Here is an 18,024-nt window from a genome sequence, read left to right on the forward strand (position 1 = left end):
GGGATTAGAGAAAAAAATTGTTTTCAAGAATGCTCAGTTTTGAGGAGGTCTGGCAGGCTTTTTTCCTTCTTTTCTCGTTTAAAGAACATAAAAGTACAAAAAACCGTTAAAGTGGAGTCGGCATAAGATATGCATACGCGATTATTTTGTATTTTCACTTTTTAGAAGACACATACCTATTCACGGAGAACTTATTTTACGAAATGATGCGTGTAAAACTTTTACTTTCAGTATCTATCCTGTTTGCACTATCAACAGATATATACGCTCAACGCCGCGCGGGCAAGAATGAGGACAGTGAGGAGAGCTATAAATCTTTCACTTCGGTAGGTATAACTACCAATACAAACTCGGGCATTCTGGGCGGCGCGGTCTTCCGCCAGTCTTCTGCGCTTCCTTCCAAGCTTTTTGGCAAAAACCAATATCGATACCTTGCCGTGGAAGTGGTGAATGTGAAACATCCCAAGGAGCTATCTACCCAGGATTTTGTTACAGGTGCCCGCCTTGTTTTCGGGAAGCAAAACTACCTTTTCGTAGTCAGGCCAGAATACGGACGTGAGCTGTCGTTATTCAGCAGGCAGGACGATGAAGGAATCTCGATTAGCGCAATTGTCGCTGCTGGCCCTTCACTCGGCTTTGAGAAACCTTACATGGTGCAATTTGAATCGGACGGGCGCGTGATTACCGAACCTTTTGATCCGGCTAAACATGCAGGAGGTACCCAGAGCACAAGTATTGTAGGCGCGGGCAGCTTCTTTCAGGGTTTTGGTCAAATGAAGGTGGTACCCGGCTTACACGTGAAAACAGCCATGAGTTTTGAATTAAGTGCATTCAGAGAGAACGTAACCGGCCTTGAAATTGGTTTTATTGCAGAAGCGTTCACCAGAAAAGTGCAGATCATGGCATTTGCCGAAAACCGCAGCGTTTTTACTTCGGGCTATCTTACACTTTACTTCGGAAGCAAGAAACGCTAGTTCCCATTTCAAATCGGCTGGTTGTTAATGAAACCGGCCAGCCAGAGAATACAGATTTTATGATTGAATTACCAGTTATTCCATCGGAGCGCAAGAAAAGGCCCGACTGGTTGAGAGTTAAACTACCCGCAGGACCAGAGTTCCGGAAAGTAAGGCAGCTTGTTGATAACTATAAACTGCATACGATTTGTGAAAGTGGTAACTGCCCCAATATGGGAGAATGCTGGGGCGCAGGAACAGCTACTTTCATGATCCTGGGAAATGTTTGTACGCGCAGCTGCAGCTTTTGTGCAGTAGCCACAGGACGCCCGAACGAGTACGATACCGACGAGCCCAGAAGGGTAGCAGAAGCGATTAAACTGATGCAGGTTAAGCATGCAGTACTTACATCAGTAAACCGCGATGAGCTGAAAGACAAGGGCGCAGAGATATGGTACCAGACTGTGAGACAGGTAAAGGAAAACACCCCTGAAACAACGATCGAAACTTTGATCCCCGATGTAAAAAGCAATTGGGATGCATTGATCAGGATGATTGAGGGTGGACAGGAAGTAGTGTCGCACAACATGGAAACGGTAGAACGTTTATACCGCGCAGTGCGCCCGCAAGCCAAGTACGCGCGCAGCCTTGAACAGATTAAAAGAACAAAAGAATACGGTCAGAGAACCAAGTCCGGCATCATGCTGGGACTCGGCGAAACGCAGGACGAAGTGTACAAAGCAATGGACGATCTGGCCGAAAATGGCCTGGATATCCTGACCCTGGGCCAGTACCTGCAGCCAACCAAAATGCACCACGAGGTGATTGAATGGATCACCCCTGAAATGTTTGAAAACTACAAAGAGGAGGGTCTGAAACGGGGTCTGAAATATGTAGAGTCGGGACCACTCGTACGTTCCAGCTATCATGCAGAGAGACACGTAAATGTTCCTATCTGATTTTGGCACAACGAAAAAGCCTGTCTGGGTCAATCCAGGCAGGCTTTTTCGTTTTTAGCTTTGCCGGAAAGAGAAAGTCGACAGCGAGTTTTAGCGCAGTTTTTCAGTTTTTTTTATTTGGTTAATGACTTAAAAAAAGTCAATTTTGTCTTTTAGTCTATACACTACATTACAGTCTCGACTGATTAACTTTCAACAATTTAGTTTATGCCGTACTTATTCACCTCGGAGTCCGTATCTGAAGGACATCCCGACAAGGTAGCAGATCAAATATCAGATGCGCTCATTGATAACTTTTTAGCCTGGGATACAGATAGCAAGGTAGCTTGTGAAACCTTAGTAACAACCGGCCAGGTAGTGCTCGCAGGAGAAGTTAAGACCAACACCTATCTCGATGTTCAGAAAATTACTAGAGAGGTAATCAGGCGAATAGGCTATACGAAGAGCGAGTACATGTTTGAAGCCAATTCCTGCGGGATTTTGTCTGCCATTCATGATCAGAGTGCTGATATCAACCAGGGTGTTGACCGTGCAGTATCTTCTTCCAGCTTCGAAGAAAAAGCAAATGCACAGGGTGCGGGTGACCAGGGTATGATGTTTGGCTACGCTACGCGCGAGACTGAAAACTACATGCCGCTTGCGCTTGACCTTGCTCACAAGATACTCCAGGAAATGTCGCTCATCCGCAACAATGAGCTTAGCCTGATCCCTTACCTCCGTCCGGACGCGAAATCACAGGTAACAATTGAATACAGCGACGATAATGTACCTCAGCGCATTGACACAATCGTGGTTTCGACACAGCACGATGACTTTGACTCAGAAGAAGCAATGCTCGCGAAAATCAAGGAGGATATCATCAGCATCGTAATACCACGTGTGAAGTCTAAGCTGACTCCTGAGCTGCAGAAACTGTTTACAGGAGATATTACCTATCACATTAACCCAACCGGGAAATTCGTAATCGGTGGGCCGCACGGTGATACAGGCTTAACAGGAAGAAAGATTATCGTTGACACCTACGGTGGAAAAGGTGCACACGGCGGCGGTGCATTCTCTGGAAAAGATCCCTCCAAGGTTGACCGTTCAGCGGCTTATGCAACGCGTCACATTGCTAAAAACATGGTAGCGTCAGGTCTGTGTGATGAAGTACTTGTTCAGGTTTCCTACGCAATCGGAGTTGCAAAGCCCTGTGGTTTGTATATCAATACCTACGGAACTGCGAAAGTAGCTGACCACGACGGTGTAATAGCAGAGAAAATCGCAGAGATCTTCGACTTGCGTCCGTATGCGATTGAGCAACGCCTTAAATTGCGAAACCCAATGTATTCAGAAACTGCTGCATACGGTCACATGGGACGTAAAAACGAGATTGTTAAGAAATCCTTCAAAGGTGCAAACGGAGAAGAGAAGGAGGTTGAAGTAGAACTTTTCACCTGGGAGAAACTTGACTTTGTTGATAAGATCAAAGAGAAGTTTTCTATTTGATTTAATAATATTACAAAAGGAGAAAAGGTTGTCCCAGCGTCATGGGGCAACCTTTTTTTATAGGGCAACCTGTCATCAGGATGTTGGTCCGTCATAAGCCGCTCAGCGCCGGCCCAACCGCACCAGAGTCGCAGAAGCAGGCCGCTTCCTTGCCAGGTTCCGCTCGTAATAAGAATCTTTAACAGCCATATATTGCTGAGCTTCCTCCTGACTTCCCAGTATTCGCAAGGTCGAATAAAGGTCACCATATTTGTGGAATGGAAATGCGGTAAAGGATCCCTTTGTGATCAGATTGGTTAAGACATTTGAGCGTAAAGGCTGCATTAGAATAAGTGATTGATGAAAAAAATTAAGGAAAAGAAACAGTACCACTACCACCGAAGCGCTCCAATGTTTTGGTATCCACCGACCACTTATAAATCGTTCGTGTACGAACCTTAAATTTATAATAAGGAAAACCACTAAAAAGCTAATATTCATTTTTGTCAGCCAGTCATTCCATTTCCCGACTACATAGAGGGACAAAGAAAAGAACACAACAAAAATGAATACCATTAGTCTATTAGGGAGCAATGTGCTTGGACTATGGAGTTTGTAATACACATAACAAATAATTAGTCCGTCCAAAAACACACCCAAAATATATCTAAGCAAAAAAGACCCATCTCCGCGAAACTCCCAGACAAATCCGTTAATCGGCGGCTTCTCACCAGAAGCGAAGTATATGAGAATGGGTACCAGGCATAATGTTGGCAGCAAATACAGAGGAAGTATCTTAACAGTGAATACTTCCTTCCATTTGACTCCTGAAAAAAAGTAAATCAAATGAATAATGCATAAGCTGATAAAAGGAAAGATGGCCCAAATCAGTGACAAAGAAATCGGAAGGAAACTCTCTTCAACCTTTTTCCTGACACCAAAGTCATATAGCATTATGCAACTTACAATCAGACTGGGAATTAGCTGGTTGGGCACCCACCTGGATTGATCAAAAACAGATCCGATATTTATATTGAAAGTGTTTTGCTCGGTTTCAAATGAGTAAATTTTCGAAATAATCCGGAAAAGGATAGTCCCAATTCCCCCCATAAACAAAAAGGTAACTACAAGCGGCTTACTTTTAAACAAAAGCGCATAGGCCCAGGCGATACCTATAAAAAAACCTACCCAGGTCCAAATAAAAATGACACTTGGATGGATTTTACCTAAGACCTTAAAAATTAGGGCCGGAACAAGATAGTAACCAAAGTAATAGCGAATTAACCTATTACTACCTTCAAAATAGTAGGGCCAATCACTCGTACTCAAGTCATAAAACTTCGCATTATGACCATATGCATCGACTATCTGGAAGCTATACCCGCCATTGCCGGACAAAAATGTCCAGATCATTGAGAGGATACCTAAAAAAATCAGATCAGAAAACTGAAACCTAAATTCGTTTATTTCATTCCTCTTTCTTAACTCTCTGACAAGCAAATAGGCCATTGTTAAAATCAGAGGAATCACGATAGCCAGATTAAACCAGCCGCAAACAAAAATAATGTTAGGGAATAACAAATAGGTTAAACTAACCTTACGGAGTAATGTAACATTCATATATAGAGGAGAGTAGAGTTTGTACTCCAAACTACATAAAAAAAGGTTGCTTTGAAAGGCAACCTTATAGTTTATACATGATCTGAAATACAATAGTATATAACTCAAACTCTTCTTCTTATATTAATCTAAAGCATTAGAACTGAACAAGATTTAAAATCATTCTCAAAATTGCGCCTGCTCCTCCAACTCGCTATCGTGCGCGATGCGTTCGATCATTCGCATTTTCTCGTAATTCTTTGGTCGTGAGAAGAATGTGTAAATGGCTGGGATGACATATAGGGTCAGAACGAGCGAAAAGAGCAATCCTCCCATGATTACAATTCCCATCGACATCCTGCTCTTACCGGCCGAGCCTAGCGCCATCGCAATCGGTAATGCACCGAGGATAGTCGCTAAACTTGTCATCAAAATCGGTCTGAAACGCAATGTAGCCGCTTCTAATGCAGCTTCCTGAATACTCCTCCCCTGTTCCCGCAGCTGATTGGCAAATTCCACGATCAAAATACCGTTCTTAGTTACCAGTCCGATCAGCATGATCATTCCGATTTGGGAGAAAATGTTCAATGTCTGATCAAAAAACCAAAGCGAGAAAACTGCGCCTCCGATTGCCAGCGGCACGGTGAACATGATGATAAATGGGTCCACAAAGCTTTCAAACTGGGCTGCCAGAATGAAATAGATCAACACCAATGCCAGGAAAAAGGAAAACATGGTATTGGAAGAACTTTCGGCATAATCGCGCGAGGAACCGCTGAGCGAAGTTTGAATGGCTTCATCTTTCAACTTATCGCGGATCCGGTCCATTGCTGCGATTCCATCGCCAATCGTTTTACCAGGAGCCAATGCGGCTTGTACCGTCGCGCTCATATAGCGATTATAATGAAATAGCTGCGGTGGACTGCTTTCTTCCTCCGCTTTCACGATATTGTCCAGCTGTACAAGCGTTCCATTGCCCGTTTTTACAAACATACTTTTCAGGTCCAAAGGCTCGTCACGGTTTGTACGATCGTACTGACCAATTACCTGATACTGTCGCCCATTCATTGTGAAATAGCCGAACCGCTGTCCCGCAAATGCAAGCTGCATAGTTTGTGCCACATCCTGAACCGATACCCCGAGCGACTTCGCCTTTTCCCGATCAATGGATATCTGGATTTCGGGCTTGCTGAATTTCAGGTTAACATCGGTGATTGCAAATGTCGGATCGTTCGAAGCTTCCTCCATGAATTTAGGCAGGTACTCCCGCAGTTTCTCGAAATCAGGCGCCTGAATGACATATTGAATTGGCAAACCACCTCTCGAATCCACCGAAATTGTCTGCTGCTGCACTACAAAAGATTTTGCATCAGGCATTTGCTTTAATCGCTGATTGATGTAATCGGCGATTTCCTGCTGCGATTCTTTCCTGAATTTCTTATCAACCAGGGCGATCCGTCCGCTGCCTGTATTGGCAGCGCCAAGTCCAGAGTTACCTGGCGAAGTAATCAGCATCAGTCCTTTTCTGCCCGGCATCGAATCCATCAGCATCTGACTGACATTCTGCACATACCTGTCCGTGAATTCAAATGAAGAACCCTCCGGAGTCGTCATATTAATCCGAAACCAGTTACGATCGTCCAGAGGTGCGAGTTCAGATTGGAGGTCTTTACCAAAAAACCAGATCATACTTACCGTAACCAGCACCAGCGGTACCGCCACCCAGCGCATTTTCAGGAATTTGCCTAATGCATTTCCGTAATTCTCTGTTATTTTTTCAAAAAACGGCTCTGTCTTCTCATAAAACCAGCTTTTCTGATGCGTTTTACGAACCAGGTAAGCATTCAGCATGGGTGTCAATGTGAGTGAAACGAATGCAGAAATCAATACCGCCGCCGAGATCACAATTCCGAATTCCCGGAAAAGCTTACCTACAAATCCTTCCATGAAAATAACCGGCAAAAACACCGAAGCCAGCGTAATTGAAGTTGACAAAACCGCAAAAATGATCTCATTTGAACCTTTGATCGCGGCCTCAATGGGGCTCATCCCCTGCTCTATCTTCTTGAAAATGTTCTCTGTAACCACAATTCCATCGTCTACCACCAGGCCGGTAGCCAGTACAATCGCGAGCAGCGTCAGCACATTCACTGAGAAGCCCATTATATACATGATAAAGAATGTCCCAATCAGTGAAACAGGTATATCTATCAGCGGGCGGAATGCGATCAGCCAGTCTCTAAAGAAGAGATAAATGATTATCACCACCAGCACAATCGCGATCAGCAGCGTTTCCCCTACTTCTTCAATGGATCGTTCCACGAAAATGGTATTGTCTATCAGAGTATCCAGCTCGTAATCTTTGGGAAGCTCCTTTTTGATATCGGCCATTCTTTTATTCACTTCCTCGGCGATATTGAGGTAGTTGGCTCCCGGCATCGGAGATATGGCGAGGCCGATCATAGGTACATTGTCTAACCGAAGGATCGTTTCTTCGTTTTCAGGACCAAGGGTTGCGTAACCGATATCTTTGAGATGGATGGTTTGCGTGGACAGATTTTTAATGATCATCTCATTAAAATCGTTTTCCGTGCGAAACCTTCCAATTGTTTTTACCGTCAGCTCTGTATTGTCTCCTGCCAGCTTGCCGCTTGGCAATTCTACATTTTCCTTATCCAATGCAATTTTCACATCTTGGGTGGTAATGCCCAGTGCAGCCATTTTGATCGGATCCATCCAGATCCGCATTGCATATTTTTTCTGGCCGAAAATCCGGATTTCACTTACCCCCTCAATCGTTTGGAGACGCTGCGCAATTACGTTTTCGGCATAATCACTTACTTCGAGGTGTGATCTTGTATCACTTTTGAATGTAAGTACAATGATTGGCTCTGAGTTGGCGTCGGCTTTTGCTACCACCGGCGGGCCGTCGATATCCAGTGGCAAAGTCCGCGAAGCGGAGCCTACCTTATCCCGGACGTCATTCGCAGCCCGCTCCATATCCACACCGATATCGAACTCGACCGTGATCTGGCTGGTACCCTGACTGCTGGTGGAGTTAATGGATTTGATCCCCTCAATGCTGTTCAGCTGCTTTTCCAGCGGCTCGGTGATCTGAGATTCGATGATGTCGGCATTGGCCCCGGTATAGCTTGTCCTGATCGAAACTACGGGCGGGTCGATAGAAGGAAATTCCCGCATTCCCAGGAATTTGTAACCTAAAAACCCGAAAAGTATGATCAGCAGGTTCATCACGATTGCGAGAACCGGTCGTTTGATGGAAAGCGTTGAAATGCTCATAGTAGGTAGGATATCAGTTCACCTTAACGGGTGTATTCGGCTTGATGGCAATGATTCCGGAGGTAATCAGCGAATCGCCGGGTTGGAGGCCGTCAATTACCTGAATTTTCGTGTCCGTCCGCAAACCGGTAGTTACCATTACTTCCTGCGCCTTTCCGTTTTTAATAACAAAAACCTTCTTGCCTTTCAAAACAGGTACAATTGCCTCAGTGGGGACCATCATGGCCGCTTTGTTTGCTTCCAGGTCGGCCAGTATCTTGACAAACATGCCGGGCACAAACCTGTTCGCCGCATTCTGTGCGACGGCCCGGACGCGGAGTGTTCTCAGGTTTTCGTCCACCTTCGGGTCTATCGCCAGGATTTTTGCACTGTAATTGACGGGATCACCGTCCAGGTTGAATTTAACAGTATTTCCAATGCGGATATTAGGTGCATATTTCTCGGGAACTGTAAAGTCTATTTTGATGGGATTACTCTGTACAATGGTTACGATGGGCGTACCCGGAGCAAGATATGCACCTTCGCTAATATACTTCAATCCAATGCGACCACTGAAAGGCGCGCGTATCTCAGTCTTTTCCAGCTGGGCTTCAATCACTTCTTTTTCAGCTTCCAAAAGGCGGATGTTGTTGGAAGTCACATCGTAATCTTCCAGGTTGATTGCTTCCACATTCAAAAGCTTCTTTTGGCGTGCTTCAATTTTCTTACTCAGATCCTGGTTATAGGCGACCTTTTGCAGCTGCGCCTGTAGTTCGCGGTCATTAATCTTTGCAATTAACTGTCCTTTCACAATCTGCGCACCCTCCTGGATATTCAGCTTTACGAGCCTGCCGGACGTTTCTGCCATCAGGTTTACCTCTTCGTTCGGCAGCACGGTACCAGAAGCAAATATTTGATTTTCAATGGTTTCTTTTTCTACAACAAACACATTCACCGGCACGGGAGCTCCGCCCGCAGACTTGGCACCTTTCCCCTCAGCACCCTTTTTCACATCGCGGCTACCATCGGTGCCAGGTTTTGAGAAGACAAACAGCTTACCTATCACTAGCCCCACAATGATCACCCCCACCAGCATAATTGTACGCATGATCTTACTTTAAATAAATTTCGTTCAAAAACAATACTGATAATTTATATTCCCTGATATCACCTAATTAAAGATACTTCATATTGTACAAAGCGGCAACGAGTAATTTTTATACTATTCAGCAATGCGAAAGTTCTGTTACCATTTTGTTTCCAGATCTGCCCTTTTGATAATTCGTTTACCCGACTTTCCTGCGTTGAACTATATTTAGTAAACCCTCACAATTTCATATTACTAAAATGAAAACCTGCTCCGGTACTATCATTTTCTTATTCACACTATTCTTTGAACTAATCCCAATGGACGCGAACAGCCAGAATGCAATTAAAACCTACGATGCCGATTGGAAAAAAGTAGCCGAATTACAGGCAAATGGTCTTGACAAATCGGCATTAACAATCGTCAAAGAGATTTACCAGAAGGCGAAACAGGAGAAACAGGATGCGCAGGTAATTAAAGCAGCGGTCGCGATGATCGACTTGCAGCATGAAAACAGGGAAGACAATGAGATCGCCTCCATCAAAGATCTTGAAGCAGAGCTCGCAGCCAGCTCGGGAGTTGTGAGGTCCATTTTAAGCAGCCTTACCGCAAGCTATTATTACAGTTATTACCAGTACAAAAGGTGGCAACTTTACCAGCGTAGCGAAACAACCGGCTTTGTAAAAGAAGATATCAATACCTGGTCAACAACCGACTTCCATCGTAAAATCGCTGAGCTGTACCTGGCTTCTCTCCGGAATGAGCAAGAGTTACAGCAGACAAAACTGGAACCATTTGATGCAATTATCGAAAAAGGCAATACCCGCCAGCTCCGCCCAACTTTATACGATTTACTAGCCCACAGTGCATTAACTTATTTCTCATCGGATGAAAGAGAGTTGAAAAAACCGGCATATGCTTTTGAAATCAGCTCAGCTGCTGCATTCGATCCTGCCGCAGACTTTATACACCGCAAGTTTGAAACAAAGGATTCTTCTTCGCTCGAACTATATGCATTGCAGCTTTACCAGAAGCTGATTGCGTTTCACCTTAATGATCCCACGCCCGACGCATTGATCGATGTGGACCTGCTGCGCCTGCAATATGTAAAGCAAAAATCTGTGCATGAAAACACAGACGAGCTTTACTATTTGGCGATTAACCACGTGGCTAACCAGTATCAGCAGACCCCGGCCGCGGCCCAGGCGTGGTACTTATTAGCCGAGTACCATTTTTATCGCGGTACTGCTTATAAAATCAAAGAAGATTCGACGAATCGGTTCGAAAAGGTGAAGGCCTTATCAATTTGTAAAGACATCATCCAGCAAAATCCAAATACGGAGGGCGGAATCCATGCAGCTAATTTAATGAACAGGATTCGTCAAAAAGCGCTGCAATTCAATGCAGAGCACGTAGTTGTCCCAGAGAAGCCTTTTTTGGTGTTTGTAGAATATCAGAACATTAACAAACTCTATCTCAGGATTGTTAAAGCAACTCCCGTGCTGCTATCGGATTTTGAAAAACGAAATGGTACTGCATTCTGGCGAACTGTTTCAAAAGCACCTGCATTCCGAAACTGGGACCAACGACTGCCGGATACCAAAGATTATCAGGAACATAGTGTAGAGATCAAGGCAGATGCATTGCCTGTGGGAGAATATATGCTGCTGGCTAGCACAAGTCCTGATTTTTCAAATACACAATCCATTTGTGGCATGCGGCTACTGTATGTGAGTAACATCAGCTACATACAGCGTGAGCGCGACTATTTTGTTTTGCACCGGGATACTGGGCAGCCACTCGCGGGAGCAAGCGTGAAAAGGTGGGATTCCGCATTTAACTATCAGACACGAACCTATAAGAAAAGTCTGGCTGCGCAGTATACAACAGACATAAACGGGTATTTCAGAGAGGGTACGCCCAGCCAGTCGCAGGTGCAGTCAGAATCTTTTGAGATACTTCATGGGAACGACAGGCTTTTTATTCAGGAATCTATAAATACCTACTACAATAAAAAAGAGGAGAAAGATGCAAAAACAACGATTTACCTTTTCGCAGATAGGAGCTTGTACCGGCCGGGACAGACTGTTTACTTCAAAGGCATTGTGGCGGAAGGAAATGGTATCCTGACTGACCAGACCAGGGAAATCAATATTAAACTTCAAAATGCAAATCACGAAATTGTCGGGACTGTTTCCAAAACTGTAAACGATTTCGGTAGCTTCTCCGGCTCCTTTGTACTTCCGCGAACCGGATTAAATGGTGCATTTTCAATACTTGCTGACGAAGAGCATGTTGTTTCTTTCCATGTTGAAGAGTATAAGAGACCCAGGTTCGCGGTCAGCTTTGATACGCTTCGAAACACTTACAAGCTGGGAGATACGATCAGTGTAACAGGGAATGGAACAGCTTACGCCGGCAACCAGATCGATGGTGCCAAAGTGGTTTACAGAGTAGTAAGAAACGAGCAGCTTCTCTACCCAGGTACTCGCCGCGGCAGATACTATCCTCAAAATCCGCCCAAAGAAATAGCACACGGAGAAACAATTACAGATCAAACCGGACAGTTTCAGGTGAGCTTCGAAGCAGTACCGAATTCGAAAACCGATAAAGCCCTTAATCCTGTCTTCGCTTATACGGTTTACGCCGATGTAACGGACACAAACGGAGAAACGAGAAGTGCAGAGACGACGATTTCAATCGGCTACAAGTCGCTGCTGATTAAGGCGGAGATCCCTGAAAAGGTAGCAGCTGATAGTTTGAGAAGCTTTAAAATCCGCACGGAGAACATGAATGGTGAGTTTGTAGCTTCGGCTGTTCACGTGCGGGCAACCCGTCTCATTCCTGAAAGCAGGCTGATCCGCCTGCGATACTGGCCTCGCCCGGACTTATTTGTAATGACCAAGCCTGAGTTCATCAGGAGCTTCCCGAATGATGAATACGACAATGAAACGGAAATCGAAAATTGGCCGGAACAACAGACGTTTTTTGACCAGACGGAAAAATTAACCGAAAATGAAGCGCTTCCGCTTAACACTGTTTTAGAGCCCGGCTTTTATAAGATTGATATTGGCACAAAACATGAAGACGGGCAGACTATTCAAGATACCAGATTCATTGAACTGACGGACCCGAACAGTAAGCGGCTTCTAAGACCCGAATATCAATGGACAGAAAGCAGCCCAGAAGCGGAGCCTCAACGGGAAACGAATGTACAAGTGGCAACTTCGGCTAACGACGTTTTTGTAATTAGCAGTTCAGGTAAAAGTCAAACTCCAAGTAATTTCTCTTTTTTCAAACTAAATAATGAAAAGCGAACTTTCCTGATTCCGGTAAAAGAAGCTGACCGGGGCGGATATGCAATCGATTATGTTCTTGTAAAACACAATCGTATTCATCAGGCACAAAACTTCGTGAATGTTCCCTGGACAAACAAGGAACTTCAAATTGAATATGAGACATTTCGCGACAAAACATTGCCAGGGAGTAAGGAACAATTGAAAATTAAGATTTTGAGCCACAAAAAAGAAGAGGTAGCAGCTGAAATGATGACGAGTATGTACGATGCCTCACTTGATCAGTTCTATCAGCACCAATGGATCACACCTGCGCATTGGCCAGTGGCACTGATGCCTGATACTTGGGATAATGGCATTAATTTCACGTCGAAAGATGCCGAAATCATCAACTTTAGATTTATTCCTGAAAGAGTTTACAACAAAGAGTATGATCAGCTAATTTATCTGAGTACTGGCCGCATGCTAAGTGGAGGTGGGAGAAATGTGAGGTACCGCCGAATGCAAACCAGGGACCAAGCTATTTTCAAGAAGTCCGTGCGGGAAGAAGAAAAAATGGATTTGGAGGTGCCCGAGCCCGCTCAAATGGTTTCTGGCGAGATAGATGCGCCGCAACAGCTGGAACAAACAAAGCCAGAGCCTGGCGTTTCAACAAACTTGAATATTGAAGCGCGAAAAAACTTCAACGAAACTGCATTCTTTTTACCGGATCTGAAAACAGATGAGAATGGTGCTATAAGCTTTTCGTTTACATTGCCGGAAGCACTTACCCGCTGGAAATTCCAGGCTCTGGCTCATACACCTGAATTAGCATTCGGTTATAGCAAAAAGGAGATTATCACGCAAAAAGAGCTGATGGTACAACCTAATGCGCCGAGGTTTTTGCGGGAAGGGGATCGTATCATGTTTCCTGCAAAAGTGGTTAACCTCTCTGATAGAACACTATCCGGGAATGCGACTTTGCAGCTTTTTGATCCCGTCACAAATGAAAATGTTTCAGAATACTTCGGGTTGACTTCCATTGAAAAAGCTTTTACGATTTCAGCAGGTCAAAGTACAACTGTCGATTTTCAATTGAATGTGCCAAAGGGCTACTACAGCACACTTACCTGGCGGGTAGTTGCGAAAGCTGCGGACTTGTCAGACGGAGAGGAAAACGCCTTACCTGTGTTGTCAAATCGAATGCTCGTGACTGAAAGTTTGCCATTGACGATGCGTGGCTCCGGGAAAAAGGAATTCAGATTTGAAAAGCTGATCCATTCGGCGAACTCAAAGTCGCTGTCTCATGAATCTATTACGGTTGAATACACCAGCAATCCCGCCTGGTATGCGGTGCAGGCACTGCCCTACTTGATGGAGTATCCGCATGAATGTGCCGAGCAAACCTGGAACCGTTATTATGCCAATGCACTCGCAAGTAATATCGTAAGCAAGTCCCCCAAGATTGCGGCCATTTTCAATACCTGGAAAACAGCTGATACCGCTGCATTGACCAGCAATCTTCAAAAAAATCAGGAGCTGAAATCTTTGCTACTTGAAGAAACGCCGTGGGTACTCGCAGCAAAATCCGAATCGGAACAGAAGCGGAACATCGCGTTACTTTTTGATTTAACAAAAATGAGCGGCGAGCTGGATACGTACCTCGCGAAACTGAGAGAAATGCAAAACGAAAGTGGCGGATTTCCATGGTTCAAAGGCGGGCGTGACGACCGGTATATCACGCAATACATTGTCACCGGGATAGGCAAGTTGCTTCAAAAGAAAATTATCTCGAAGAATGATAATTTCAATGCGATACTCGAAAAAGCGTTCCCGTATCTGGATCGCGAGATCAAAGAAGATTATGACCGACTGGTTAAAAATCAGATCAATATGCAGGAATACGTACCCGGATCGCAGCAGGTACAGTACCTGTATATGAAATCCTGTTTCAGCGATATGCCTGTTGAAAGCACCGCGAGCAAAGCTTATCAATTCTTCCAGGAGCGTGCGAAGGCGAGCTGGCCAAAACAGTCCAAATACATGCAAGGACTGATTGCACTTACGCTGCACCGTTCGAAAGATGCAGCTACGCCGAAAGCGATACTGAAATCGCTCCGGGAAACTGCGATCAGCAACGAGGAAATGGGAATGTACTGGAAAAGCACCAGGAGCTGGTGGTGGTATGAAGCGCCCATTGAGCGGCAATCACTTCTAATAGAAGCTTTCCATGAAATCGAGGGAAATAATGGAACAGTGGATGAACTGAAAACCTGGTTACTCAAAAACAAGCAAACCAACCATTGGGAAAGTACCAAAGCAACTGCCGAAGCTTGTTATGCACTGTTGATGACCGGAAACAACTGGCTTAATGAAGATAAAGTACCGGTTGTTCAACTCGGGCGGGAGGTGATACAGCCCGCTGCTGTCGAATCAGGTACCAGCTATTTTAAGAAGTCTTTTGAAAGCAGCACAGTGAATGCTGAAATGGGTAAAATTGAAGTGAATATAACTGGAGGCAGCAACTTGAAATCGCCAAGTTGGGGTGCTGTATACTGGCAATATTTTGAAGATCTGGATAAAATCACCTTTTCGGAAACACCTTTGAAACTGACCAAAAAGCTCTTCGTCGAGAAAAAGACGGATCGCGGACCTGTGTTATCGGCGATTAATGAAGGTGAAAGCCTGAAAGTAGGCGACAAGATTATCGTGCGCATTGAGCTGCATGTGGACCGCGACATGGAATATGTGCACATGAAAGATATGCGCGCTGCTGCACTGGAACCGGTAAATGTACTCAGCGGCTACAAATGGCAGGGTGGTTTGGGATACTATGAATCCACAAAGGATGCCAGTACCAATTTTTTCTTTGACCGGCTGATGAAAGGCACTTACGTATTTGAATACCCGCTTTTTGTCAATCACGAGGGCGATTTCAGTAATGGGATCACGAGCATTCAATGCATGTACGCACCAGAGTTCACAGCGCACAGCGAGGGAATCAGGGTTAGTATTGGAAAATGAATCTATGAACACTGACAACCGGTTAGAATACGAGAAGATCCCTTCGAGCCTCAAAGAATTCATTGCTGATGAACGCATAGCTAATCACCTCAACAAGCTCGATTGGGTTGCGACAGAGAAAATCCACGGTGCCAATTTCAGGTTTATTTATCAGGGCAAAAGGCTGTTTTTTGGTAAAAGAAAAGAGCTGCTCGATTGGCAAGATGATTTCTTTGGCTTCCAAAAAGTGGCCGCAGCAATGGAGTCGCAAATCATTGCTTTGTTCGAGCAGTTATCGCTTGACTTCGGGGCTGATACTATTGTCATTTACGGAGAGCTATTCGGCGGGTTGTATCCACATCCCGATATCGCTGTCTGCGAGCACATTGATGCGATTCAAACAGGTATTTACTATTCACCCGACATTCTCTTTTGTGCCTATGATATCGCATTTGAAAATGGGGCTGACAAAAAAACTTACCTGAACTACGCAGAAGCGCTGACTTATTTCGCTCGTTTCAATATCCTTTGTGCAAAGCCTTTAAAAACCGGTAAGCTCACAGATCTGCTGAACATGAATTTGCGAAGGGAAAGCCGCATCCCCGTCGACCTCGGTCTGCCTGGAATTGAAAACAATTGGATTGAAGGTGTCGTAATCAAGCCTTTTGGCCAGCTACCGAATGAAATAACATTCCGCCCGATCCTCAAACTGAAAAATCCGGAATTTGAAGAGACCCAAATGTACCATCAGGCGCAGAAATGGTCTTTTATACCCAACGTAAGTAGTCTGTCGCTGGATTTAGAATTTCTATTGGTCGAGTTGAGATATTACATCAATGAAAACCGGCTTAACAGCGCCATTTCTAAAATCGGGAGACTTAATCCAGCCAACCAGCGTCAGATCACCTCGGAACTCCTAAGCGACGCACTTGCTGACTTCAACCTGCAACACAACAGGATTTTAGAAGAACTAACCGAAGAACAGGTTGAATGGATCAACAAGCGGCTTGAAGCCGAGATTTTGCGGTTAGTGGCTGTGATTAGCTTTGGTAGCTGAACTTTAAGCCTTTTCTGAACATCGAAGTAGGATGGGCATATATAGGTGCAAACAATTCTATAACATGCTTATTTTGGCTACTTTTATGTAATGGAAAACGTGGGTCAAATACAGATAAATATAACCGGGTCAAAGGGTAATCTCGAATTGTCACCAGACAATTATGATATCCGGGAAATTATTTCAGTTCTTGAAAATGTAGAAGATCTTCTGGTTCCGTTCGAGAAGAAGGAACGTCCAATTATCAGCTATAAGATTGAGGGAGGCTCCGTGACGCACGTATTTAAAACTTCTATCCAGTACATAGTTGGTCTTAATGCAGTAATAGCGCAGATAAGTCAGATGAATAGCATCGACTTTCTTGACCTTGCAACAGCGCGGGCTATAGAGAACTTCCAGGATCTTGCAAAAAAACATGATTATAGATTTACTATAAAAACCTCCATGCCAAACTCTAACCAGCTCTTGATTAACCGGCACACCAGCTATACGCGTTCAGAATCCATTTGGGCGGACGCTGAATTCTACTTTTATGGCAAACTAACCAATGCGGGAGGCAAGGATAAAGCTAATATTCACTTGTATACCGAAGATCTCGGCACATTACGTGTGCAAATACCCATAAGCTTCCTCGAACAGTATTCCGACAATTTGCTGTATAAAACATTTGGGGTAAGAGCTTCAGGAAAGCAGCATTCAGAAACGGGCGAAATTGATACTTCAAGCTTGAAATTTATTGAGCTGGTAAACTATCAGCCCAAATACGACGAAGCTTACCTAAACGGCCTGATTGACAGAGCCTCAGCAAACTGGTCTCACGTAGGTGATAAGAATAATTGGCTAGAACAAATTCGCGGAAACTATGAAATGTAGAGGAGTATTCTGCGACACAAGTTTCTTCATAAGGCTCTTAGACAAGCAAGACCCGCTGCACTTGAATGCGAAAGGCTACTTCAAGTACCTGACTAAAAATGATTTCGGCTTACTTATCAGTACCATCGCTATCGCAGAATACTGTGTAGGTGGAGATGTTCACGACTTGCCCATGAGAAACTTGCAGGTTGTTCCGTATAACTTGGATCACGCACTAAGGACAAGTGAGTTTGCGAGATTGATTTTTAAAAACAGGGGACTTTTACAAATCAAAGAGAGACGCATTATCCCAAATGACACAAAGCTCTTTGCGCAAGCTGACCTTAATTCAACAGTTGACTATTTCCTTTCTTCTGATACCGAAAGCAAGAAAATATATAGTTTGCTTCAGCGAGAGTTAAACCCACATTTTCAATTTCTGGATTTAGCAATTCCGTATAATGAGGCCTTTGGCATACTTGATCTATGAGAC

10 protein-coding genes are annotated in these 18,024 nt (G+C 44.4%); 7 read left to right on the forward strand and 3 right to left on the reverse strand.

The window, feature by feature from the left end:
• Positions 1 to 203: 203 nt before the first annotated feature.
• The 3 genes from Q369_RS0126435 (at position 204) to metK (ending at position 3,400) form a co-directional block, all read left to right on the forward strand.
• Complete coding sequence (locus Q369_RS0126435; protein ID WP_031530720.1) at positions 204 to 974, forward strand: hypothetical protein; 771 nt, start codon at positions 204 to 206, stop codon at positions 972 to 974.
• Between the two features lie 59 nt (positions 975 to 1,033).
• A complete protein-coding gene (lipA, locus tag Q369_RS0126440) occupies positions 1,034 to 1,912 on the forward strand; it encodes a lipoyl synthase (protein WP_031530721.1) in 879 nt (292 codons plus the stop codon).
• 207 nt (positions 1,913 to 2,119) lie between these two features.
• On the forward strand, positions 2,120 to 3,400 hold the full coding sequence (gene metK, locus Q369_RS0126445) for a methionine adenosyltransferase (RefSeq protein ID WP_031530722.1): 1,281 nt from the start codon (positions 2,120 to 2,122) through the stop codon (positions 3,398 to 3,400).
• Positions 3,401 to 3,502: 102 nt separating this feature from the next.
• Here the strand turns inward: metK and Q369_RS0126450 are convergent, their stop codons facing one another.
• From Q369_RS0126450 to Q369_RS0126460, 3 genes are all read right to left on the reverse strand, one after another.
• Positions 3,503 to 4,999, reverse strand: coding sequence for a hypothetical protein (locus Q369_RS0126450; RefSeq protein ID WP_031530723.1), 1,497 nt, complete (start codon positions 4,997 to 4,999; stop codon positions 3,503 to 3,505).
• Between the two features lie 165 nt (positions 5,000 to 5,164).
• Positions 5,165 to 8,278 (reverse strand): efflux RND transporter permease subunit, encoded by a 3,114-nt coding sequence (locus tag Q369_RS0126455; protein WP_031530724.1) that lies wholly within the window; start codon positions 8,276 to 8,278, stop codon positions 5,165 to 5,167.
• Between the two features lie 13 nt (positions 8,279 to 8,291).
• On the reverse strand, positions 8,292 to 9,365 hold the full coding sequence (locus tag Q369_RS0126460) for an efflux RND transporter periplasmic adaptor subunit (RefSeq protein ID WP_031530725.1): 1,074 nt from the start codon (positions 9,363 to 9,365) through the stop codon (positions 8,292 to 8,294).
• 239 nt (positions 9,366 to 9,604) lie between these two features.
• Here Q369_RS0126460 and Q369_RS0126465 point away from each other — a divergent pair, with 239 nt between their 5' ends.
• The 4 genes from Q369_RS0126465 to Q369_RS0126480 all read left to right on the forward strand — a co-directional run bounded on the left by Q369_RS0126465 (position 9,605) and on the right by Q369_RS0126480 (position 18,021).
• On the forward strand, positions 9,605 to 15,643 hold the full coding sequence (locus Q369_RS0126465) for an alpha-2-macroglobulin family protein (protein ID WP_031530726.1): 6,039 nt from the start codon (positions 9,605 to 9,607) through the stop codon (positions 15,641 to 15,643).
• Positions 15,644 to 15,647: 4 nt separating this feature from the next.
• Positions 15,648 to 16,679 (forward strand): RNA ligase family protein, encoded by a 1,032-nt coding sequence (locus Q369_RS0126470; RefSeq protein ID WP_031530727.1) that lies wholly within the window; start codon positions 15,648 to 15,650, stop codon positions 16,677 to 16,679.
• 90 nt (positions 16,680 to 16,769) lie between these two features.
• Positions 16,770 to 17,552, forward strand: coding sequence for a hypothetical protein (locus Q369_RS0126475; protein ID WP_031530728.1), 783 nt, complete (start codon positions 16,770 to 16,772; stop codon positions 17,550 to 17,552).
• Complete coding sequence (locus Q369_RS0126480; protein WP_031530729.1) at positions 17,542 to 18,021, forward strand: hypothetical protein; 480 nt, start codon at positions 17,542 to 17,544, stop codon at positions 18,019 to 18,021. The genes Q369_RS0126475 and Q369_RS0126480 overlap by 11 nt, the downstream gene beginning before the upstream one ends.
• Positions 18,022 to 18,024 lie beyond the last annotated feature (3 nt).

The sequence above is a fragment of the Dyadobacter crusticola DSM 16708 genome (assembly GCF_000701505.1).
GTDB classification, from domain to species: Bacteria; Bacteroidota; Bacteroidia; order Cytophagales; family Spirosomataceae; genus Dyadobacter; species Dyadobacter crusticola.